The sequence below is a fragment of the Blautia sp. AF17-9LB genome (assembly GCF_003479185.1).
Lineage (GTDB): Bacteria > Bacillota > Clostridia > Lachnospirales > Lachnospiraceae > Fusicatenibacter > Fusicatenibacter saccharivorans.
Genome location: NZ_QUGU01000009.1, coordinates 114,446 through 134,848, shown reverse-complemented (window position 1 = coordinate 134,848; position 20,403 = coordinate 114,446). Strand labels below are relative to the sequence as shown.

Below are 20,403 nucleotides of genomic sequence, written 5' to 3'. Positions count from 1 at the left end.
CATAAAAAAACATTCTGTCACGATTTTTTTACTCTGTAACAGAATGTTCCTTTTTCGAAATTTTATACGCTTTTATTTTTCTTCTACACCCGTCATGCTCTGGTGATGTACGGTCTGCATAATACTCTCCTGCTGTCGCTCGATATGCTCGCGGATCATCTTCTGTGCGCCTGCAAGATCCCGATTTTTCATACGTTCATAGAGGGCATCGTGCTCCTCGACCAGGGAACGTCGGGATTTTACATCCTTTAAATATTCAATCCGGTAACGGTACATTTGCTCCCGCAGATTGTTCAGCAGCTGAATCAGACGTTCGTTGTTCGTCGCCTGATAAATCACATCATGGAATGCCACATCTGCCTGTGCAAGCTTCTGCAGATCATCCGTCTCTGTTGTCTCCAGCATTTGTTCAAAGCTGCGCGATGCCTGATAAAGCTTCTGCAGTTCGCTCTCTGTAATCCGCTGACACGCCAGTTTTACCGCCAGCTCCTCCAGTCCAAGCCGCACCTCCAGCACATCGTTCAGGTCTTTTTCCGTAATCTGTGCTACCTGCGCACCCTTCCGCGGCACCATGATCACAAGGCCGTCCAGCTCCAGCATACGGATCGCCTCGCGGATCGGGGTACGCGAAACGCCGAGCTGATTTGCCAGCCGGATCTCCATCAGCCGTTCACCCGGCTTTAACTCCCCGCGCAGAATCGCCTGGCGCAGCGTGCGGAACACGACATCGCGGAGCGGAAGGTACTGATAATCCTCCATCTGCAGGTCTAACTCATTTTTTGCCATACTTTGTACCTCCCGGTTTTGATACAGTAGTCAGGAATGTCTGTTTCGACAGTCCGCTTATTTTTAACTGATCGCGGGCAAATTCTGCCTTGTCCGGATCGTCGAAAATGCCGAATACGGTCGGGCCGCTGCCGCTCATCATCGCATTGACCGCACCGTTTTTCATCATCTGTGCCTTGATCTCATCGATCACCGGATACGCCGGACACGTCACGGATTCCAGCACATTTCCCATGCGGTCCGTGATGCCGTACAGGTCATGATTTCGGATCGCCTCTACCATGCCGTCGATATCCGGATGCTCCGTCACCTCGTCAAGATGCAGGTTTCCATAGACAAATTTCGTCGAAACATTGATGCCCGGTTTTCCGATCAGCACGTAGCACATCGGTACGCCGGGAAGGGATGTCAGCTTTTCGCCGATTCCTTCTGCCAGCGCCGTACCGCGCATCACACAGTACGGAACATCCGCTCCGATCTGCATACCCCGCTCCATCAGCTGGCGTTTTGTCAGACCAAGCTGAAACATGCGGTTAATTCCTACCAGTGCTGCTGCCGCATCCGAGCTTCCGCCCGCCATGCCGGCCGCTACCGGGATAAATTTTGTCAGGTTCATATCGACACCCTGACGGATATCGAATTCATCCATCAGAAGTTTGGCCGCTTTGTATACGAGATTTCCGTCATTACACGGAAGGAACGGCAGATTGGTTGTCAGCCTTATGCCAAGTTCTTTGCTCTCCTTTATTTCCAGCTGATCGTACATCTGGATCGTCTGCATTACCATGCGGACTTCATGGTAACCATCCTCTCTTTTTCCGGTCACATCAAGACCAAGATTTATTTTTGCAAGCGCACGCAGTTTCATCGTAAGCACCACCTTCGGTAATGTTTTTTGTATACATAGATATTAATGGATTTTTCTTCTATTTTCAAGCGTTATCTTCTGTTTTTGTACATAATTTTATACAATTCAGTTCAACAGCCTTGGAAACGCAGGCGTAAGCGGTGGCTGAGGGAAACGAACAAGAGCAAAATAAGAGTTTACGAACCTGTCGAAACTTGCTATAATTTTCATCAGATATCAGGGGCAAAAGATCAAAAAGCCGGTGCAAGCTCGCTTGCAAGAGGATTTTTGATCTCTTGACCCCAACATTTTTGCCAGATGCCAGAGCATGTCTGAAAAAAACTTTTCGTAAGCTGCGAATCTCAGATTACGGAAAATTTTCTCAAACACGCTCTAGAGCGTGTCTGAAAAAGGCTTTTCGCAAGCTGCGAGTCCCAGTTTGTGGGAGATTTTGTCCGAATGAGGGCGGCGTAGCGGGCTACGGCAACCGAATGAGGGCAAAATATACCATAAAGTGGGGCTTGCAGATTGCGGAAATGATTTTTCAGACATGCTCTAGCTTCTGCGAAGGAAAAGGAAGTAGCTTTTTATGAGTTCACAAAGATCTTATTCATTTTCCCGCCAGGTTCTGATCAATGGAATCCGCGATGGTATTCCGATCGGGCTTGGCTATTTTGCGGTCTCGTTTTCGCTCGGCATTGCGGCGCGTAAGGCAGGTCTTAGTCCTTTTCAGGGTTTTCTCGCCAGTCTTTTTAACAATGCTTCCGCCGGAGAATACGCCGCCTTTACACTGATTGCCGCCAATGCAGGCTATCTGCAGGTCGCTATCATTACGCTCATCGCCAATGCGCGGTATCTTCTGATGAGCTGTGCGCTTGCCCAGCGCTTTTCGCCGGACACGCCGTTTTTCCACCGTTTTCTCATTGGTTACGATGTAACGGATGAACTGTTTGGCATCACAATCGCGCGCCCGGGCTGGCTGAATCCGTATTATACATACGGTGCCATTCTCGTCGCTGCTCCCGCGTGGTCGATCGGCACGGCTCTTGGTATTATTGCCGGAAATCTGCTGCCGCTGCGCGCTGTCAGTGCCTTAAGCGTGGCGCTGTACGGCATGTTCCTTGCAATCATCATTCCCCCGGCGCGAAAGAGCCGTGTGGTAGCGGGTCTTGTTGCCGTCAGCTTTTTCTTAAGCTTTATCTGCAGCTATCTCCCGGGCATCTCCACTCTCTCCGACGGAACCAGAACGATTCTGCTCACCGTTCTGATTTCCTGCGCCGGAGCTATCCTGTTCCCGGTAAAGACAGAGGAGGAAAATGCTGATGTACAATAATTATATCTATATCGCCGTCATGGCTCTGGTTTCCTACACAATCCGGATTCTGCCGCTGACGCTGATTCGGAAGCCGATTAAAAATCAGTTTATTCAGTCGTTTCTGTACTACGTTCCATACGTGACGCTGTCAGTCATGACCTTCCCGGCGATTGTCCATGCAACACAGAGCCCTGTTTCCGGCGCACTCGCGCTTGTCGTCGGCATCGCAGCCGCATGGTTCGGTGCAAGCCTGTTTCAGGTTTCGGTGGCATGCTGTGCCGTGGTGTTTGTGATTGAATTATTTTTGTAATAGAAATGAGCCGCCCTGTGGGAACAATCCTTTTCCCCGGGGCGGCCCGTTTTGTATGTATTACTTTTCTGTTTCTGTTTTTCTGAAATGATAAACGCTGACCGAAGCCGCCGGCAGTGCAATCTGGAAGGAGTCTTTTTCCCGTGCAGGTGCTTTTCCTTCTTTGCAGCGGACTCGGTTCGGATGTTTCGCATCGTTGTAGTTCTGCGGATCTTTGGAGTACAGTGTTTTGGCCTCAACAAATTCCGGACACTGTTTGAATTTCAATTCGATTTTCTTTGATTCGCTGTAGCTTGTATTTACGAGGTTGACGTAGATATCATCATTTTTGATCGAAGCAAAGATGCAGACCTCAGGATCTTTGTTCTTTTCCTCAAAGCCAAGCGTATACGCACCCTGATGCACCTGATACATATCGAACACATCGTAGTTTGGTGTCAGAATACAATGCTCACCATCCGTCAGGAACAGGGAATTCAGGACATTGACAGACTGTGCCACACATGCCATGCGCACATCCCCGGTATTGCGGTGGAAGATGTCGAGCGTCAGTGCGGTTGTAACGGCATCGCGCATCGTACACTGCTGATACAGCGCCGGGCGCGCATTAAATGCACTGCTGTGCCAGTTGCCCCACTCACCGACAATCAGTTCACATTTTCTGGGTGCCGCCTGGAACGGACCCTCCGGTTTCGGAAGTGCCTCAAGACCAGCGTCTATCAGGCGGCGCTGCTCGTGAATGACATTTTCCAGCTCTTTGCATCCATTGATCACATCATACCACTGTTTCTCATCAAATTTCTTCTCGGTCTGAAGCTGCTTCAGATTCCAGTTGTAAAAATGGAGATCGTAGCCATAGAGAGACGGCATCCGGTATTTTCCCATTTCCTTAAAGAAATCTTTTGTCCACGCAGCACGTTCTTTCGGCTTATTTCCATCCGGGCCGCTGGCGATGCATTTCATGGAAAATGTCTGATCGCCGCCTCCAAACGACGGACAGGAGGAACTGAATTTCCGGTATTCGTTCGCATACATCTGCGGCGTCATTTTTCCGCCGCCGTCCCATACTTCATTTCCGATACCCCAGTATTCAATCTCGAACGGTTTTTCATGGCCGTTTGTTTTTCGTTCCTGCGAAAGTGCCGTCGGCTCTTTGCGGTTACAGTACTCCATCCACTCTCGCATCTCGGATGGAGAGCCGGTCATCATATTGATATTAAACCATGGCTTCGCGCCGATCATCTCGCAAAATTCCATCATCTCGTGCATACCGAACTGATTGGGATCCGTCTCGAAAGTACCGAAGTTTTCATTGTATGTAACCGGCCGCTGCTCCCGCGGACCTATGCCGTTCCGCCAGTGATATACATCCGCAAAACATCCGCCAGGCCAGCGGATCACCGGCGGGTGCAGCTTCTGAAATGCATCCACAAGGTCTTTTCGGATTCCATGATAATTCGGAATTTCCGAATCCTCTCCAACCCAGATTCCATCATAAATACAGGAGCCAAGAAACTCGATAAAGTGTCCCTGCAGTTCCGGGTAAATATATTTTTCTCCAGCTAATTTTCGAAACGTAATCTTCTGCATAAAAATCCTCCAAATGAAAGGGTGGTGTGTATTTTTGCTACTTTTCAGTATAGGACACTTTAAAGGAAAATACAATTTATTCTGAAAAGATCTCCGTAAAACTAGGATTTTCTGGTTTTACGGAGATCACAAATTTTTATGCTCTTTTTTTGCCTGCTCCCCTCGGCGGATTTACCCGTCGAAATTTTAGCGCCCGTTCTGGAGTCGTTTCCGGACAATCTTCATCAAATACAATAGGTTTTTCTTTTGCTGCTTTTAGTTCCCTTAATTCTTCTTCTGAAAAAGCGAGTTCTTTTATCAGGCTTTCTGTCATTTCTTTAGTATTTACCATAATAAAGCCCCCTTTCAAAATTGGTTGCATATCTTGCGGAGATTAATCTTGTCACATCTATTTCTGCCCCATTTTCATTTTTCCGTATTCTTTCCGTATACACTACAAACAAAACATCATCACTTTTTATATTTCCGATCATAATCTCTGTATTACGCTCTATTTGCGCTGTCCCTGCAGATAAATCACCTATGATATCATATCGATCTTCAACATTACTATTTTCCTCATCATAATATTCTATTCGATCATAATCAAAAAATACACGGGCAGCACTTTTAAATGAAATTCCATGTTTTTCTATATTAATTTTATTCTTTTTCTCATCATATTCGAAAATCATTCCACCAAGTGAAAATGTTACAGTTTTGCTATTCTCCAATGATTACCTCCGATTTCAGTATTTTACTGTTTTTATCGTATCATCTTTTCTTTTCTGCGTCAATGCATGATGTTAATTCACAAATTGCAATTCTCTACTTGACATCTGATATTATCAGTGATATATCAATAGTATAATCAGAAAGAAATGCAAGATTTACCAGTTGATAACGCATAAAAAACTATACAGGAGAATTTTCATGGATCAGAAATTATATGACAGTTATGTAAAGATTTTAAAAAACGAGCTTGTTCCGGCGCTTGGCTGTACAGAGCCGATTGCCATTGCATATGCGGCAGCAAAAGCACGCGAAGTACTCGGACAGATGCCGGAATCGATCGAGCTTTGCTGCAGTGGAAACATCATCAAAAACGTAAAGGGTGTTAAAGTTCCAAACTCCAATGGCCTGAAGGGAATTGATGTTGCGGCAACGCTTGGCGTCGTCGGAGGCTGTGCCGAACGTGAACTTGAAGTACTTGAAGATGTGACCGAAGCAGATATTGAAAATACAAAAAAGCTGGTACAGCAGGGATTCTGTACCTGTACTTTAAAAGAAGGCGTAGAAAATCTCTACATTGTTGCAAAAGTCATTGCCGGAGAGCACAGTGCAGAAGTAACAATTGTAAACCGTCATACTCTGATTTCACGCATCGTAAAAGATGGTGAGATACTTTATCAGATTGCGGCTCATGAGGATTCCCCTGAATACGTTGATAAAAGTGTGCTGAACGTCAAGGATATTCTTGAATTTGCCGATACTGTGAAGATCGAAGACATCAAAGAAATTCTTGACCGTCAGATCACCATGAACTCTGCCATTTCCGATGAAGGTCTCCGTCATCCATACGGTGCACAGGTTGGCCGCACGCTGCTGAATGAATACGGCAATGACGTAAAAATCCGCGCCCGCGCCCGTGCAGCGGCAGGCTCCGATGCGCGTATGAGCGGCTGCTCTCTTCCGGTCGTCATCAATTCCGGCAGCGGAAACCAGGGCATGACCGTTTCCCTTCCTGTCATTGAGTTTGCAAAAGAATGGAACGTTTCCCAGGAAAAACTGTACCGCGCACTCGTTGTCAGCAACCTGATTGCGGTTCATCAGAAAAAATATATTGGAAGTCTTTCCGCTTACTGCGGCGCCGTCAGCGCAGGCTGTGGAGCCGGTGCCGCCATTACCTATCTTTCTGGCGGAACTTATGAAGATGTCAGTCTGACGATCGTCAACACCATTGGAAACGTCGGCGGTATTGTCTGCGACGGCGCAAAATCCTCCTGTGCGGCGAAAATTGCATCCGCTGTTGACGCTGCTATTCTCGCCCACTACATGGGCCAGCATCACAGAAGTTTCCAGCCGGGCGAAGGTATCGTGCGGGAAGATGTCGAGGATACGATCAAGAGTATGGGATACATCGGAAGAGTCGGCATGAAAGATACCGATACGGAGATCCTGAATATTATGATCGACCGTGTGGATATTGACGAAGTGTGTAAATAACGAAAGTATTACGATAGACAGCCATCTGGACAAACTTGCACAGATGGCTGTTTTTATATTGCTCTTTCTGTCCATACAAAAACCCGCTGCGACGCCCTCTGTCGAACAAAATTTCCGATAAATTGTGACACACATCTTGTGGAAAGCTTTTTTCAAACAGGCTCTGATTTTGATTAGCAGTCCCTGTCACATCCCATAATTCAGTTTCAACTTTGCAAAGAAGTCTCTCAACGTCAGCTCCGCATTCGGATCATGGTAAACGCGGATTTTGCGGTTCTTTCCGGTGAAGTGATAGCTCATGTCCTCATAGCTGATTTCCGGCGCTTCTACCATTTCATAGAGATCGGTACGCTGTACTTCTGCCAGCAGAAGTCCCACTGTCGGAGAATCGCCAAGGCCCCAGATTTCGCCGTGCGGCCATTCCTGAAACTGATAGAAGGTGTTGTTAAAGTCTACCATCTGCTGATACAGATAATTTCCAATTTCTCCACATGGCTGAACATTAAGCTGCAGCTCGGCAAGAGAAACTGTTACTTTCTTGTATACGGTAGACGGAACCTGCCATACCTTCATGCCGGATTTCATCACAACGTTTGCAGCTGCGATATCCTGGCGGAGGTTGAACTCTTCTCCCCCTTCCGGATACGGTGCTCCGCCGATCCAGATGGCGGTCATGCGGTCTGCGATTTCCGGTTTCATCAGAAGTGCGGAGGCAACGTCGGTCAGTGCTCCCTGGCAGGCGATGAACAGCGGATGCGGATCATCTTTCATGGCTTCTTCGGCGATCAGCTTTGCGCCATCCGACACGGCCGGAGTCTGCTCGTCCTTCATCGGAAATTCCGATCCTTTGCAGACCGGGCATACGCCCTGCCGATCCATCAGATCCAGCACTTTATTGACCTCGTCCATGCTCGCCTGTGCTGTGTGGCCATCGCCGTAATCGCGGGAGAACATGTTGAAGTGACACGGAACGATGCCTTTCAGAATAAACATCGGTGTCATCAGGTGATGTGCCAGTGCGAACTGGTCGTCCGCCTCATTTTTGCAGTCTGTGCTGACAATCATACGCACGCGTTTGTTGTCCGGCACGGAAAATGTGTAATTCATTTTTTTCATAGTAAATCCTTTCTGCTGTAAAAGCCAAAAACATACAAAGCAATCCGCCCGAAGACCGCACAGCTTTACGGTTTCCGGGCGGATTTGCCTTAGATCTAATTATACCTAATGTTGATCTTTCGTTAGTTTGCTTCTTTTGCTGCTGCAATCGTATCAAGGTTAGACTGCGGAGTTTCTGTAGCTCCTCCGTTTTCATCCAGCCATTTATCCAGCTGCTCCTGTTTTGCATCCATAACAGTCTGCAGTCCGGCTGCATACAGCGCATCATTCAGTTTCTGGAGTGTTTCTTCTACACCAGCAACTCCGACAGAGCCTGTCTCAAGTGCTGGACGATACGTATTCAGTGCATTCTGCAGAGCTGTGATCTGTGTAGAGTATTCAGAAGAATCCCACATAAATCCGTATGCCGGTGAATACTGTGCCCAGTCGTTATGGTGCTGCAGTTTATCCCAATAATTTGCATCCTTGGAACCATCATTCCATACGTATGTGTTAAACTGATTGCCCATAAACCATCCTGTATTCTGATGATATTTAAAGTTAGAAGCATCTTCACCATCTACATAATAAGCAGTACCATCATCCAAAACTTTATAGTTTACATCCTGAATACCATTCTGCCACAGATTCATAACCTCCGGATCTGTATACAGCGCGGAGATAAACTTAAAGGCCATTTCCGGATCCGCACTGTTGGTTGCGATACCAGTATCATAAAAACTTACGTTTGTAGTTGAATATCCACCTTCTACATCCTGTCCAAAATACATTGCATAGCAGTCTGTTCCTGTAGATGCCTTTGCCTCAACAAGATAGCCCGGTTTAATTGCTGACATATAAGAGAACGTATTTCCGGCTTTCATCATAACTGCAGATCCCTGTGTATCCGTCAACGCATCCGGATAAATGTATCCTGCATCAAACCATTCCGCCAGCTGGGTTACTGCTTCTTTGTAAGTATCGGTTTCAAACTCATTCACTACGGTTGTGGAGTCATGATCAGCCTCCCAGTCCAGAACACCGAACTGATCCGCTAACTCGTCGAAAAATGCAAGACGTCTCATCGGGCTTGCACTTCCCTGCAGATACAGAGGTGTCATTTCCGGATGTGCTTCTTTTACTTTCTTGAAAATTTCAGTTGCAACCGACCAGTCATACACTTTTCCGGTGTATTCATCCTGATTCAGCTCCAAACCATATTCTTCTGCGATACCAAGCTCATCACAGATATCTGCTCTCATAGTCAGACCACCAAGTTCAACCGATTCCTTCTGTGCCGGGAAGCCGAACAGAATACCATTCATGGAACCTACCGTTGCATTTGCCTCACCAAGTACATCCTTAATGGCCTGTCCTTCCGGAGTATCCATATATTGATTCATGTCGACAATACCATTCATTGCAATCCAACTGGAAGCATTGCTGTAATAAATTGGCATAACATCCAGCTCATCACCACCGGAAATCATCAGCTGAATCGTCTGCTGATATTCTGCATACTGCAGTGGAAGAAATTCCACTTCAATATGGTATTTCGGAATCATATATTCATTCAATGCATCCTGTACTGCAGTACGTGCTGCGTCATCCTGCTCGTAGAACTCGACGAAGGCAAATACGAGATGATAAGGATTTTCTTCCGTATACTCACCAAGCTCTGTTTTTGTTACGGAAGCATCTGCCTCGCCAGATGCCGATGCTGTTGATGTTGTTCCAGAAGAGCTCTTGGATGAGCCGGAAGTGTCTCCACTGTTTCCGCAGCCGACAAGCAGGCCGCCCACCATTGTCGCTGCCAGAAAAGCAGCAAGCATTTTTCTTTTCATATAAAAATTCCTCCTTAAAATAAGTTTATCACGAAGCAGCCCTTTTCGCTGCTAATGATTCATTCCATCTGTATCAGCCTTTGACTGCACCAAGAGCGATACCTTTTGCATAATATTTCTGGAAAGATGGGAAAATCAGCATAATTGGCAGAATTGCTACAAATGCGATTGCCATCTGGATTCCCGTTGCCGGAATGGTCGATGCAGCTGCTGTCACATTCGAGTTGGAGCTCTGTGTCAGGAACTGAATATTCTGTACCATCTGGTTCAGAAGGTTCTGTACGTTGTACAGACCTGTATTCTTAACGATATAGTACAGACCATTGGTCCAGTCATTCCAGTAAGCAAGGCCTGCAAAGGTGCCCATTGTTACCAAGATCGGTTTTCCAAGCGGAAGTACGATTTTCCAGAAGATGGTAAACTGGCTTGCACCGTCAATCTCTGCCGCCTCGTATAATCCATCCGGAATGCTTGTGGTAAAATAAGTTCGAATCATCATAACATTCCATGCAGAAAGCAGGAAGTTTGGAAGCAGCTGTGCAAAAATCGTATCTTTGATATGGAAGGTACCTGTCCACATAATGTAAGATGGAACGATACCGCCGTTGAACAGCATGGTAAAGAACACGAAGAACATCATCACATTTCTGCCCGGAAGATTTTTTACTGACAAAGGATAGGCCATCAGAGCAGACAGAAGGACATTCAACAGAGTTCCGACTACCGTGACACCAATACTTACTCCATAGGCCTTCAAAATCTGACCTCCGGATTTGATGATGTAGGAATAGGACGCGAGGGAGAACTTCTTCGGAAAGAAGGAGTATCCATTCGCTACCAGTGTGTTTTCATCTGTAATAGAAGACATAAATAACAGAATAAACGGTAAGATAATGGCAAGCGTCCAGATAATCATGACAGCGTTTGCTAAAATCTGATATTTGGAAAATGGTTTTTCTTTCATACGTGATCTCCTTAGAACATTGCGTTTTCTTTGCTGACTTTACGTACGATTCCGTTTGCGGTAAGGACAATGATAAATCCGATGATGGACTGATAGAAGCCGGCTGCTGCAGACATTCCGACATTTCCGGATTTCATCAGGCCGCGGTATACGTAGGTATCAATAACATTGGTTGCCGAGTACAGAAGTCCTGAATCACGTGGTACCTGATAGAACAGACCGAAATCGGAATAGAAGATACGGCCGACACTCATCAATGTCAGGGTGATTACGGTTGGTTTCAGGAATGGAAGCGTAATGTTTTTGATCTGCTGCCATTTGGTTGCGCCATCCAGAGAAGCTGCCTCATACAGAGACGGATCAATGCCATTGATGGTAGATATGTAGATCAGACATCCATATCCTACACCCTTCCAGGTATTTACAAAAATCAGAATGAACGGCCAGTATTTCGGTTCTGCATACCAGTTCACAGCATCTTTTCCAAGTGCACTTAAAATCGAATTGTTTACAATACCTGTACTCTGACTTAAAAATGCATATACAATGTAGCCAAGAATAACAGCCGACATCAGATATGGAAACAAGATTGCACTCTGATAAATTTTCTTTAATTTTTTATTAAACGTATCGCAGATAAAGATTGCAAAAATAATTCCGACTACCGTGTTCAGAACAATAAACGCCAGATTGTAAAGTAACGTATTTCTTGTAATAGTCCATGCATCCGATGATGCAAACAGAAATTCAAAGTTCGCCAGTCCGCAGAACGGGCTCTTCCAGATTCCCAAACGGGCATTGTACTTCTTAAATGCTACGATAATGCCTGCCATCGGAATATAATTGTTAATGAGCAGATAGATCGCGCCTGGAAGGAACATCAGATACAGCGGAAGGTATCGTTTGAATTTTGCTGCTTTGCTGTGGCTGCTCCCGGATGATGCATGGGATTTTTTTAAAGATGCCATGTTTTTCCTCCTCGTTTCCTCTTTGTTTTCTCGTTTTTTTGTCGTTGCAAGTATGTTCGAACAAAATTGCTTTGACTATCAACTGTTGTTATTATATAATTTTAATAAACTTTTTAGCAATTCACATTGCTTAGGTTTTATTGCACTTTTCTTAGAATCTATGTGCAAATTATATATAATTACGGAGGCATCCTTCTTGAATTCATCAAAACATCGTACTTTTTCACTAAACTTCAATTTTTTTGACCACACTATGCACAAACACAAAATATATTCCCTAAAGAAAAAAGCATTTTGGTATTGGATGCGTATTTTAATAATGTTCAGTATTTTATTGCTGTTTTTAATTTTTTATATTTCCAAACAGCTTCAGCATGAAACCTACCAGGGAATTCATCAGACAATGGATCTTTATGTCCAGCAGTTAAATAAGAGTATGGAAACTGCTGAAAACTGTCTCTGGGAATTCGCTAATAACAATACTGATGTTGTCGATACGATCACTTCCAAAAACAACCCAAACGCAGTGATTTCCCAGATTAAAGCCTCCAGGCTTTTGGATAATACTTTAAGTTACATGACAGACATTGACGGTATGTTTGTTTATGGAAAAGCAAACGACCATTTTGTCTGCCGCTATAAAAATGGGGGCTCCAATGACTGTAGTTCCTACATGAAAAAGCTTTTACGTCAGTCGGGAGAGGACGCCTCCGCTCTCAACTTCAAGAGTTGGTATTATATAGAGCTGGAACGCCATACCTATCTGATCCGAATTATCAATGATCTCCATGGCTATCTTGGTGCCTGGATCCGTCTGGATGAACTGAATACTCCATTTGATGATTCAAATACCATTTTTCTGTTTGCTGATGAAAATGGTATTCCATACGACAACGAAAGCTGGTCCGATTTTAAACTGTCTACCGACTTTTCTACCCAGAAACCTCATCGGATCCGCGGAAAGGACGGTATACAATATTTACAGGTCGCTGAAAAGCTTCCTTCTTCTACCTGCTCCTTAAATGCACTCATCCCCTCCGAAGAAGTCAACACTCCTATTTACAATATGCTCAAGCTTCTGCTCGGGGGTGCTCTGCTGATTTTCGTGGTTTCTCTTTTATGGACCGTTTCCTATGAACACCTGATTTCAAAGCCTCTTGATCTGATCCGGAAAATGGCATCACAGGTCAAAGAGGAACAACAGGTGCCGCACCCGGATCTTTCCAATGAGCGGTGTGAGGAGGTTCTGGAAATCGGTGAAACACTGAATAAGCTGATGAATCGAATTGAGAAGTTAAAAATCAATGTTTATGAGGATAAATTAAATCTGAAGGCACTGGAGATTCAGTATCTGAAATCCCAGGTAGCGCCGCACTCTCTGATCAACTGTCTCTCCGCAATCGCATCAATGCCATTCACGGAAGAAGGAAGGCGGCTCACAAATGAATTCGTCCGCACACTTTCGAATCATTTGCGGTACACCCTGCAGGATAAGACAGCCGTTCCTTTGAAAGAAGAACTGAAATACGTAGAAAATTTTCTGGAGATGACAGAACTGCGGTTTCCAGGCTGTCTGAACTGGGAAATCCATGTGGATGAGAAATGCAGGAATGCTTCTGTTTTTCCGATCATTCTGCTGATGTTTACAGAAAATACCATCAAGCACAACATGATCATGGGCGAAGAGCTCCGTGTCCGTATCACCGGCAGCCTTGTGGAGCGCAATGGTGAAAAATATGTGGTTCTCACTCATCTCGACTCCGGCAGTGGTTATTTTGAAGAGGATCTGGAATACCTGAACCGGCCAGTTTCCCAGCAGGTTCATGACTTTGATGGAAAAAAAATCGGAACCTACAATCTGCTCAAACGGCTTTATCTTGTTTATGGAGAAAAAGCCCATGCGCATTTTTCCAACGAACCCGGATGGGGTGCAAGATCAGAGGTTACGATTCCATACATTCCATACCGGGAGGATGGCAATCCGCCGGAAAGCAAAATTGAAACATCGGAACCTCTTTTTTCACATGCTTCCGACACACCTCAGGTCCCCGGCAAAAGAAACGAGAGCTAAAGCTTGTTTGAAAAAGGCTTTCGGCTTGCTTTTTGTAACGATTCAAATCCATGCGAAACGGAAGAAAGGAACAGGGCTTTTACAATGAACATTTTAGTAGTGGATGATGAATATTATATTGTGAAAAACATTATCGAAACGACAGACTGGTCGGCGCTCGGGATTGAGCAGGCGTTTCCTGCCTACAGTGCCAGCCAGGCAAAACGAATTTTTGAGGGTTCCCAGGATATTGATATTCTTTTGACTGACATTGAAATGCCGCGCGAAACCGGTCTGCAGTTAGCGGAATGGCTTCATGAGAACGATTTTCATCCCATCGTACTCGTTCTGACCGGCCATCAGCGATTTGATTATGCGCAGGAAGCGCTGAATTTACATATTTTCTCCTACCTGTTAAAGCCAATCGACCCGGATCAGCTTATGGAAAAGCTGGCGGCGGCTGTGCAGGAGGTGAAGAAAAATGCATGGTATGAGAAGGAGCGGCTGAATATGGAAGAGCACCTCTCCACCGATACCTCGGACCCGATCAGCGTCATCAAGGACTATATCCGTTCGCATCTTTCCGATCCTGAACTGGGCCGCACCTCCATCGCCGAGGAAATCCACATGAACCCGGATTACCTGTCCCACATTTTCAGTACGAAGACAGGAGCATCGCTTAGCAGCTACATCATGGATGAACGCATGGCAGCCGCAAAACGCCTGCTTGCCACCACAAGCTTCTCCCCCCAGCAGATCTGCGACCAGGTCGGAATCGCAAACGTTTCCTACTTTTACCGGCAGTTCAAGAAAAGCAGCGGGGTGACACCGCAGCAGTATCGGGAGAGGCATTTTCATGGATAATCACGAGCCCTGGAGCGTGCCTGAAAAAGGTCTCCAGCGCGCAAAAAAACAGAGTGTATTGGAATTTTTCGTTCCTATGCACTCTGTTTCATTTCTCACCCGCAAAAATCCGCCAGATCCTCTTTCAGATAATTCAGCGTTTTCTCCAGATCTTTTTCCCGAATACTCTGCATGATATCGGTATGATGTGCAATATCCAATGCCGGATTCACGTTGGACCATGTCTGCCAGTAAAACTGAGCATAAGCACGTTTTAAGACGTTCATGGTTCGCTCGAGTTCCTGATATGCATAAGCATTTCCGGAGAAGGAGATTAATTTCAGATGAAATGCCGTATTCGCCTCCCAGTGATCCCATACGCTGTCGGTGCTCTGTTTGCATCTCTCATCAATCTCGGCAAGCTCCGCCAGATTTTCTTCGGTGATATGTCCGATCGACTGACGAAGATATCCGCCCTCGAGAACAAGGCGGAAATCCAGAATATTCTGTGCCTCTTCGCGGGACACGCTGACAACCTGGTAGCCGAAGCGCGGGAAGCTGCGGAGGATTCCCTCATTGCAGAGCGTCACAAGGGCTTCACGGATCGGTGTCTTGCTGCAGCCGAATTTCTGTACCAGCTCCTGCTCGTTGATAATTTGATTGGGTTTATATTCATCGGTAAAAATGCCGTTCAAAATGGCCTGATATACCATATTTTTAAGGCTTTCCTGTTGTTTTTTCATAAGGGGAAACTCCTTATCTTTTATTTTCTTCACTTTTGCGCATCCTGATTTTTTTCTTCTCCAAATGCGCCCTGTTTTTTATCTTAACAAATTTTTTTTTGCTTGTAAATGCCGTGCTCCCAGATTTTTACCGGTAAAAAAGAGGAAAATGATGTTTTCACCATTTTCCCTCTTCTGTTCCCTCATTGGACGTTATCGCTTATTCTGTCTGCCGTCAGATTACATACTCATTCGACTTCTGCATCTGCCATTCCACCAGATCTGCCAGCGTAATATTGTCCACCACACTGTTGATGGCATCGTTCAGTTTTTTCCAGAGCATCACCGTAACGCACTGATCTTCCCTGCCGCAGTCGGCGCCGTCTTCTACACAGTCCACCGGCGCAAGGCTGCCCTCGGTCAGACGCAGGATCATGCCCACGGTATATTCTTCCGGCTTTCGTTTCAGGGAATAACCGCCCGCCGGGCCGCGCACACTTTTTACGAAACCAGCTTTATTCAAAATCGAGATGATCTGTTCCAGATATTTTTCCGAAATCTCCTGCCGCTTTGCCACATCTTTCAAACGCACCGGTTCGCCGGTATTGTTGAGTGCCAGATCCAGCATCAGACGAAGCGCATACCGTCCTCTTGTCGAAACTTTCATTTTATTTCCTCCGAATATATGTCATGATAAAAATACCTTCTTTTATTTTATTCCATATTCTCTACATATTCAATAGGAAATATAACACAAACCCAAAGCATGTCCGAAAAATGCAATAACTTTTTATCCGCTTTCCATGCTTACTTATCATCTCAAATCCTGCGCAATCTCTTCTCCCATCTTCTCTACCGCATCCACAATCTCCCGGATCTGCTCTCCGGTAATTCCATCGATATGCACGCCACCGGTGCAGACGGTCACGGTACGGCAGGCACAACAGATTTTTTCCGCCAGCATCCGGCACAGTACCTCATCTTTATGTCCGGTGCGGTTCCATACCGAGGAAGTCGCACTCCAGCTCCCGTCTCCGGTCAGCGATTCCCGTGGTACGGCCTGCACCACACAGCCGATATGCGGCTTTTCTCCTCCGGCGAGACAGATCTGAAAATCTTCACCGATCTTCATTACCGTCACTTCCATCGTGCATCCTGTAGCTGTTGTCTTTTTTGTCAGCATCCTTTCCATCTCCGGTACTCCTTTACTTCCACGCCGAACGGCAAAAGCAGTTTGGCCGCAAGATGTGTCACCATATCGTCGATGGACTCCGGTTTCTGATAAAAGGTCATCATCGGCGGAACAATCCATACATTTGACAATCTCGACAGTTCGTACAGATTCCGCAGATGAATTTCACTCATCGGTGTCTCCCGCGCTGCCAGTACAAGCGGGCGTTTCTCCTTGATCGTCACATCCGCCGCACGCAGCAGCAGATTGTCGGTGTATCCGCTTACAATTCCTGCCGCTGTTTTCATGCTGCACGGCACAATCACCATGCCTTCTGTCCGGTACGACCCGCTCGCCGGGCCTGCACCGATGTTGTCCTGCTCGAGCACTTCATCTGCCAGCGCTTCCACCTGCGAAACACTCCAGTCTGTCTCCTGTTCCAGCGTCAGCTTTGCACTGCGGCTCATCACCAGAAGGGAACGGTATTCCTCACTATCCCGCAGAATTTCAAGGCACTTCATCAGCAGCGGCATTCCACTCGCCCCGGAAGCGCCAACTACAATCCGTTTTTCCACAGCCATCCGTCTCGTTCCTTCCTTTTATCCACAGATTCCATCGATCCATGCGAATAACTCGTCGAGGTCGTAGTCGCCTGCATGCGGCGTATTCCATGGGGAATGGTAATCAACCTCACAGCCCGCCTCGCGCAGTTTTGCCGTCAGCATTGCCGAGATCACCAGAGAGGTGTCGCGGTCGCACTCGCCGTGGCGGATGCGGAAATGCTGTGCTTTTTCTGCTTTTTCATCCAGAATGTATTCCATTGGATTCATCATTTTCACAACTTCTGCTTCCGCACACGCGCCCTGTGCTTTCGTGTGTGCTGTGCTGTATTCCGTGAAGTGACGGCAGTTTGTCGTCTCGTTTCCAAACAGATCATTCTCCGGGCTTTCCAGATCCAGCGCATCAAAAGCAGGTGCCGTTTTCATCCGGGTGATGTCTTTGACATAAGCGGTAAAATCCATGCCCTGCACTTTGCCGTTCTCGACGATCAGCCATGGTTTATCTGATAAATCCACACCCTGGTCAGACGCTCTCTGCGCAGATTCCATCACAACGCGTTTTACATATTCCTTCAGGGATCCTTCTCCATCTGCATCAAGTGTCAGTGGATCTCCGTTTTCATCCTTCAATCCAAGGCTGTTTACATATGCCGGAAACATTGCTTTTTCCTCTGCTGAAACAAGGATCTGTTCTTTCGTCATCTCGCCATCCACCGGTGTGAAAACCGGGCGGCCGCCCTCATCCATTTTCATGTTGGCACGGTGAAAATCATTTACTCCGCAAAATTCCCATTCATACGCCATGTCTGCGTGTTCAAGGTTTGTGATCGGGCAGTAGCAGGAAGCCGCAAACACGTTATCTCCGGCATCCGCCGCGCCAAGTGCCTGCAGATACGGCTCATAGTCCGGGTGATTTCCCGTGCTTCCCATCAGGGATGACAGCGCACCTCCGGCACTCGTTCCATTGGTGATAATTTTGCTCGCATCGCCAGGCAGCTCATCCGCGAAGAAGTGGAGATATCGCACGGCCGCTTTATAATCAACCACGCAGGATGGTGCTTTTCCGTTGTACCGGCCATCTGCCCCCTTCTGCACTCTGCCGCGGATTGCCGGGGATGCCACAACATAGCCGTGCTGCAGTGCACGAAAAATCGTGTTGGGTCTGCCCTGTAAAAATGGATTCGTTCCAGGCTCATCCGCCGGACCCGGCATGTAGCCGCCGACCGTATTCGGCATGAAAACCGGCGCGCTCCCTAAATCATAGCCATGCAGGGATGCTCCCTCATAATAGCATTCCGGCACAAAAAGATTCATCTTCTGAAACTCTTCATTAACCGGTTTTTCCACATAAATCAGGTCGCGGAACGCCCGAAACCGGATCGTCTCGCCACACAGTGTTACTTCTTCTATTGTATAATCATTTTTCTCAAATTTCAGCATACCAGGCTACTCTCCTTTTTTAACAAAATATACTTTTTAGAACACAATATAACATTTTTTTTGCAAAACATGCTTTTATTCCTCGTCCAGCCAGTGTTTCGGATCAACTTCCAGAAACCTCGCCCGCACAAATCTTTTCTTCTGATCATACGGCACGGTACAGTCAAAAATTGTCTTGCATGCAATTCCGTGATCGCGGATCGATGGCGAACACGTCGGATCGTTTGACGGATCGAGCGGATGACACCGGACACCTGGGATCGTGATGATATCCGCATCGCCCTGGAATCGTGTGTTCATTGCCCAAAGGACATCGTTCATATCGAAGCAGTCCACGTCCTCATCCACGAGAAATACATGTTTCAGTTCACTGAATGCAGAAAAAGCCAGCAACGCCGCCTGACGCTGTCTTCCCTCATCACTTGGACCAAGCTTTTTAAACTGAAGAACAGCCATATATTTTCCGCCGCCCGCAGAACCACAGTACACATTCTGGAGTCGTCCCGGCATTGCTTTTTCTACCATGCCATAGATACTCGCTTCCGTCGGAATGCCCGCCATGGAAACATGTTCCTCGCTTGGTCCGATGCAGGTCTGCATGATCGGATTTCGCCGATGTGTTACCGCTTTTACTTTAATCAGGCGGCACTGATCGCTCGCCGGACCGGTATAACCCGGAAATTCCGGCATGGCGTAACCGGTGTGGCTGTTCTGATCTTCCTGCACACGCACGCCCGGGATAACCTCGCCCTCGATCACATACTCTGCATTCGCAATTGCCATCTCATTTACCGAAACGCAATGGCACAGTTCCACCGGCTCTTTCCGCAGCGCACCTGCAACCGAAAGCTCATCGTAACCAAGCGGTGTTGTCGGCGGCTCAAAGCAGGAACCGATCTCAATCGCAGGATCGACGCCGATGCTGATGGAAATCGGCAGTTTCTGGCCAAGCTCCTCCGCACGGTCTGCCATCGCGCCGATATGGCGTGCACCCGGCGTGAAGAAAATCGAAAGTTCGTCTTTTCCCTGAATACAGAGACGGTGAATCGTCACATCGTGCAGCCCGGTATCCGGGTGAGAAGCGTAACACATGCCAAGCGTGATGTACGGGCCTGCGTCATCCGGCGTGTTGGTCGGTGCCGGGACGAGGCGGTTCAGATCAAAATCGGGATCCGTCGCCAGATGCACAACCTCCTGACACGGCGGCGAACCCTGAAATTCCACTGGTGCAACCGGCTTTTCCACGCTGTGATACAGCATTTTCCCAAGATTCTCCGGCTCACAGTCCAAAAGTGCAGCCACACGCTTCCGGCTCGCCAGGACACCGATCGCAACACTTGCGTCCGGGTGGCCTTTGATATTGCGGAAAATCATTGCCGGTCCTTCTTTCGTCGGACGTTTTACCGTTCCGCCCGCGCCGACATAGCGGTAAACTCCGGCAAGCTCCGCCATCGGATCAACTGCAACATCCGTCTCGGCAAGCTGTCCCGGCATATTTTTCAATCGTTCCAGCGCACTGCGCAGATCTCTTACTTTTTCAGCCATAATCATTCTCCTTATTCCCCAAATCAAAACTATCTCATAGAATGTTCTTTTTTGTACTCCATTCAGCCAGCAAATCCATCGGATCCTCTCCATCCACTTTCCCTGCTGCATGTTTTATCCTTTTTTATTTTAAAAAGAAACCTTTGTG

At 46.9% G+C, this 20,403-nt stretch carries 22 protein-coding genes and 1 pseudogene; 7 read left to right on the top strand and 16 right to left on the bottom strand.

The window, feature by feature from the left end:
• Window positions 1-72: 72 nt before the first annotated feature.
• From DWX00_RS11250 to DWX00_RS20580, 3 genes are all read right to left on the bottom strand, one after another.
• On the bottom strand, window positions 73-786 hold the full coding sequence (locus DWX00_RS11250; RefSeq protein ID WP_055221789.1) for a GntR family transcriptional regulator: 714 nt from the start codon (window positions 784-786) through the stop codon (window positions 73-75).
• Window positions 773-1,654 (bottom strand): 4-(cytidine 5'-diphospho)-2-C-methyl-D-erythritol kinase, encoded by an 882-nt coding sequence (gene ispE, locus DWX00_RS11245; RefSeq protein WP_118595250.1) that lies wholly within the window; start codon window positions 1,652-1,654, stop codon window positions 773-775. The genes DWX00_RS11250 and ispE overlap by 14 nt, the downstream gene beginning before the upstream one ends.
• A gap of 341 nt (window positions 1,655-1,995) precedes the next feature.
• Window positions 1,996-2,139, bottom strand: coding sequence for a DUF6783 domain-containing protein (locus tag DWX00_RS20580; RefSeq protein WP_319638357.1), 144 nt, complete (start codon window positions 2,137-2,139; stop codon window positions 1,996-1,998).
• Here DWX00_RS20580 and DWX00_RS20575 point away from each other — a divergent pair.
• From DWX00_RS20575 to DWX00_RS11230, 3 genes and pseudogenes are all read left to right on the top strand, one after another.
• Window positions 2,098-2,226, top strand: a pseudogene (locus DWX00_RS20575) (DUF6783 domain-containing protein); the annotation flags it as partial. The gene DWX00_RS20580 and the pseudogene DWX00_RS20575 sit on opposite strands and share 42 nt — an antisense overlap.
• Window positions 2,223-2,966 (top strand): AzlC family ABC transporter permease, encoded by a 744-nt coding sequence (locus DWX00_RS11235; RefSeq protein ID WP_117510030.1) that lies wholly within the window; start codon window positions 2,223-2,225, stop codon window positions 2,964-2,966. The pseudogene DWX00_RS20575 and the gene DWX00_RS11235, both read left to right, overlap by 4 nt.
• Window positions 2,956-3,258, top strand: a complete 303-nt coding sequence (locus DWX00_RS11230; RefSeq protein ID WP_330410127.1) for an AzlD domain-containing protein — start codon at window positions 2,956-2,958, stop codon at window positions 3,256-3,258. Before DWX00_RS11235 ends, DWX00_RS11230 begins: the two co-directional genes overlap by 11 nt.
• 60 nt (window positions 3,259-3,318) lie before the next feature.
• On the opposite strand, the gene DWX00_RS11225 is transcribed toward DWX00_RS11230, so the two are convergent.
• From DWX00_RS11225 to DWX00_RS11215, 3 genes are all read right to left on the bottom strand, one after another.
• Window positions 3,319-4,848 carry an alpha-N-arabinofuranosidase gene (locus DWX00_RS11225; RefSeq protein ID WP_118595249.1) on the bottom strand — a complete coding sequence of 510 codons (1,530 nt, stop codon included), beginning with the start codon at window positions 4,846-4,848 and terminating at the stop codon, window positions 3,319-3,321.
• Window positions 4,849-4,984: 136 nt separating this feature from the next.
• Window positions 4,985-5,179 (bottom strand): hypothetical protein, encoded by a 195-nt coding sequence (locus tag DWX00_RS11220; protein WP_055226225.1) that lies wholly within the window; start codon window positions 5,177-5,179, stop codon window positions 4,985-4,987.
• A complete protein-coding gene (locus tag DWX00_RS11215) occupies window positions 5,166-5,561 on the bottom strand; it encodes a BrnT family toxin (protein ID WP_330377069.1) in 396 nt (131 codons plus the stop codon). The genes DWX00_RS11220 and DWX00_RS11215 overlap by 14 nt, the downstream gene beginning before the upstream one ends.
• A 199-nt stretch (window positions 5,562-5,760) precedes the next feature.
• Between DWX00_RS11215 and DWX00_RS11210 the strand changes: the two genes are divergently transcribed.
• Together DWX00_RS11210 and DWX00_RS20720 are read left to right on the top strand one after the other, a co-directional pair.
• Entirely contained in the window at window positions 5,761-7,053 is a 1,293-nt protein-coding gene (locus DWX00_RS11210) for an L-cysteine desulfidase family protein (RefSeq protein WP_055267159.1), read from the top strand.
• Between the two features lie 57 nt (window positions 7,054-7,110).
• The gene (locus DWX00_RS20720; RefSeq protein WP_368250375.1) at window positions 7,111-7,230 is read left to right on the top strand and encodes a DUF6783 domain-containing protein; all 120 of its coding nucleotides are present in this window, start codon (window positions 7,111-7,113) and stop codon (window positions 7,228-7,230) included.
• 9 nt (window positions 7,231-7,239) lie between these two features.
• On the opposite strand, the gene DWX00_RS11205 is transcribed toward DWX00_RS20720, so the two are convergent.
• The 4 genes from DWX00_RS11205 to DWX00_RS11190 all read right to left on the bottom strand — a co-directional run bounded on the left by DWX00_RS11205 (window position 7,240) and on the right by DWX00_RS11190 (window position 11,924).
• Window positions 7,240-8,169 (bottom strand): nucleoside hydrolase, encoded by a 930-nt coding sequence (locus tag DWX00_RS11205; RefSeq protein ID WP_070103170.1) that lies wholly within the window; start codon window positions 8,167-8,169, stop codon window positions 7,240-7,242.
• 122 nt (window positions 8,170-8,291) lie between these two features.
• Entirely contained in the window at window positions 8,292-9,992 is a 1,701-nt protein-coding gene (locus tag DWX00_RS11200; protein ID WP_055226221.1) for an ABC transporter substrate-binding protein, read from the bottom strand.
• Window positions 9,993-10,065: 73 nt separating this feature from the next.
• Window positions 10,066-10,956: a carbohydrate ABC transporter permease gene (locus DWX00_RS11195; RefSeq protein ID WP_055226220.1), complete on the bottom strand. Its 891-nt coding sequence runs from the start codon at window positions 10,954-10,956 to the stop codon at window positions 10,066-10,068.
• 11 nt (window positions 10,957-10,967) lie between these two features.
• The gene (locus DWX00_RS11190) at window positions 10,968-11,924 is read right to left on the bottom strand and encodes an ABC transporter permease (RefSeq protein WP_055226218.1); all 957 of its coding nucleotides are present in this window, start codon (window positions 11,922-11,924) and stop codon (window positions 10,968-10,970) included.
• 403 nt (window positions 11,925-12,327) lie between these two features.
• On the opposite strand from DWX00_RS11190, the gene DWX00_RS11185 reads away from it, so the two are divergent.
• Complete coding sequence (locus DWX00_RS11185) at window positions 12,328-13,995, top strand: sensor histidine kinase (protein ID WP_158578808.1); 1,668 nt, start codon at window positions 12,328-12,330, stop codon at window positions 13,993-13,995.
• Between the two features lie 84 nt (window positions 13,996-14,079).
• Entirely contained in the window at window positions 14,080-14,838 is a 759-nt protein-coding gene (locus DWX00_RS11180; RefSeq protein WP_118595247.1) for a response regulator transcription factor, read from the top strand.
• 95 nt (window positions 14,839-14,933) lie between these two features.
• On the opposite strand, the gene DWX00_RS11175 is transcribed toward DWX00_RS11180, so the two are convergent.
• The 6 genes from DWX00_RS11175 to DWX00_RS11150 all read right to left on the bottom strand — a co-directional run bounded on the left by DWX00_RS11175 (window position 14,934) and on the right by DWX00_RS11150 (window position 20,255).
• Window positions 14,934-15,560: a GntR family transcriptional regulator gene (locus DWX00_RS11175; RefSeq protein ID WP_117762094.1), complete on the bottom strand. Its 627-nt coding sequence runs from the start codon at window positions 15,558-15,560 to the stop codon at window positions 14,934-14,936.
• Between the two features lie 214 nt (window positions 15,561-15,774).
• The gene (locus DWX00_RS11170; protein ID WP_055226207.1) at window positions 15,775-16,206 is read right to left on the bottom strand and encodes an RrF2 family transcriptional regulator; all 432 of its coding nucleotides are present in this window, start codon (window positions 16,204-16,206) and stop codon (window positions 15,775-15,777) included.
• Between the two features lie 147 nt (window positions 16,207-16,353).
• On the bottom strand, window positions 16,354-16,722 hold the full coding sequence (locus DWX00_RS11165; protein WP_082424856.1) for a prenylated flavin chaperone LpdD: 369 nt from the start codon (window positions 16,720-16,722) through the stop codon (window positions 16,354-16,356).
• Entirely contained in the window at window positions 16,716-17,291 is a 576-nt protein-coding gene (locus DWX00_RS11160) for a UbiX family flavin prenyltransferase (RefSeq protein ID WP_055226203.1), read from the bottom strand. The genes DWX00_RS11165 and DWX00_RS11160 overlap by 7 nt, the downstream gene beginning before the upstream one ends.
• Before the next feature lie 18 nt (window positions 17,292-17,309).
• Window positions 17,310-18,710: a subtype B tannase gene (locus tag DWX00_RS11155; RefSeq protein ID WP_118595246.1), complete on the bottom strand. Its 1,401-nt coding sequence runs from the start codon at window positions 18,708-18,710 to the stop codon at window positions 17,310-17,312.
• A gap of 75 nt (window positions 18,711-18,785) precedes the next feature.
• On the bottom strand, window positions 18,786-20,255 hold the full coding sequence (locus tag DWX00_RS11150; protein WP_118595245.1) for a UbiD family decarboxylase: 1,470 nt from the start codon (window positions 20,253-20,255) through the stop codon (window positions 18,786-18,788).
• Window positions 20,256-20,403: the final 148 nt, after the last annotated feature.

Coding starts and splice junctions, on each gene's coding strand:
- DWX00_RS11225 (WP_118595249.1), bottom strand. CDS start 4,848: ATGCAGAAGATTACGTTTCGAAAATTAGCTGGAGAAAAATATATTTAC.
- DWX00_RS11200 (WP_055226221.1), bottom strand. CDS start 9,992: ATGAAAAGAAAAATGCTTGCTGCTTTTCTGGCAGCGACAATGGTGGGC.
- DWX00_RS11155 (WP_118595246.1), bottom strand. CDS start 18,710: ATGCTGAAATTTGAGAAAAATGATTATACAATAGAAGAAGTAACACTG.
- DWX00_RS11160 (WP_055226203.1), bottom strand. CDS start 17,291: ATGGCTGTGGAAAAACGGATTGTAGTTGGCGCTTCCGGGGCGAGTGGA.
- DWX00_RS11250 (WP_055221789.1), bottom strand. CDS start 786: ATGGCAAAAAATGAGTTAGACCTGCAGATGGAGGATTATCAGTACCTT.
- ispE (WP_118595250.1), bottom strand. CDS start 1,654: ATGAAACTGCGTGCGCTTGCAAAAATAAATCTTGGTCTTGATGTGACC.
- DWX00_RS11170 (WP_055226207.1), bottom strand. CDS start 16,206: ATGAAAGTTTCGACAAGAGGACGGTATGCGCTTCGTCTGATGCTGGAT.
- DWX00_RS11220 (WP_055226225.1), bottom strand. CDS start 5,179: ATGGTAAATACTAAAGAAATGACAGAAAGCCTGATAAAAGAACTCGCT.
- DWX00_RS11205 (WP_070103170.1), bottom strand. CDS start 8,169: ATGAAAAAAATGAATTACACATTTTCCGTGCCGGACAACAAACGCGTG.
- DWX00_RS11210 (WP_055267159.1), top strand. CDS start 5,761: ATGGATCAGAAATTATATGACAGTTATGTAAAGATTTTAAAAAACGAG.
- DWX00_RS11165 (WP_082424856.1), bottom strand. CDS start 16,722: ATGCTGACAAAAAAGACAACAGCTACAGGATGCACGATGGAAGTGACG.
- DWX00_RS11190 (WP_055226218.1), bottom strand. CDS start 11,924: ATGGCATCTTTAAAAAAATCCCATGCATCATCCGGGAGCAGCCACAGC.
- DWX00_RS11195 (WP_055226220.1), bottom strand. CDS start 10,956: ATGAAAGAAAAACCATTTTCCAAATATCAGATTTTAGCAAACGCTGTC.
- DWX00_RS11175 (WP_117762094.1), bottom strand. CDS start 15,560: ATGAAAAAACAACAGGAAAGCCTTAAAAATATGGTATATCAGGCCATT.
- DWX00_RS11180 (WP_118595247.1), top strand. CDS start 14,080: ATGAACATTTTAGTAGTGGATGATGAATATTATATTGTGAAAAACATT.
- DWX00_RS11235 (WP_117510030.1), top strand. CDS start 2,223: ATGAGTTCACAAAGATCTTATTCATTTTCCCGCCAGGTTCTGATCAAT.
- DWX00_RS11230 (WP_330410127.1), top strand. CDS start 2,956: ATGTACAATAATTATATCTATATCGCCGTCATGGCTCTGGTTTCCTAC.
- DWX00_RS11150 (WP_118595245.1), bottom strand. CDS start 20,255: ATGGCTGAAAAAGTAAGAGATCTGCGCAGTGCGCTGGAACGATTGAAA.
- DWX00_RS11185 (WP_158578808.1), top strand. CDS start 12,328: ATGGATCTTTATGTCCAGCAGTTAAATAAGAGTATGGAAACTGCTGAA.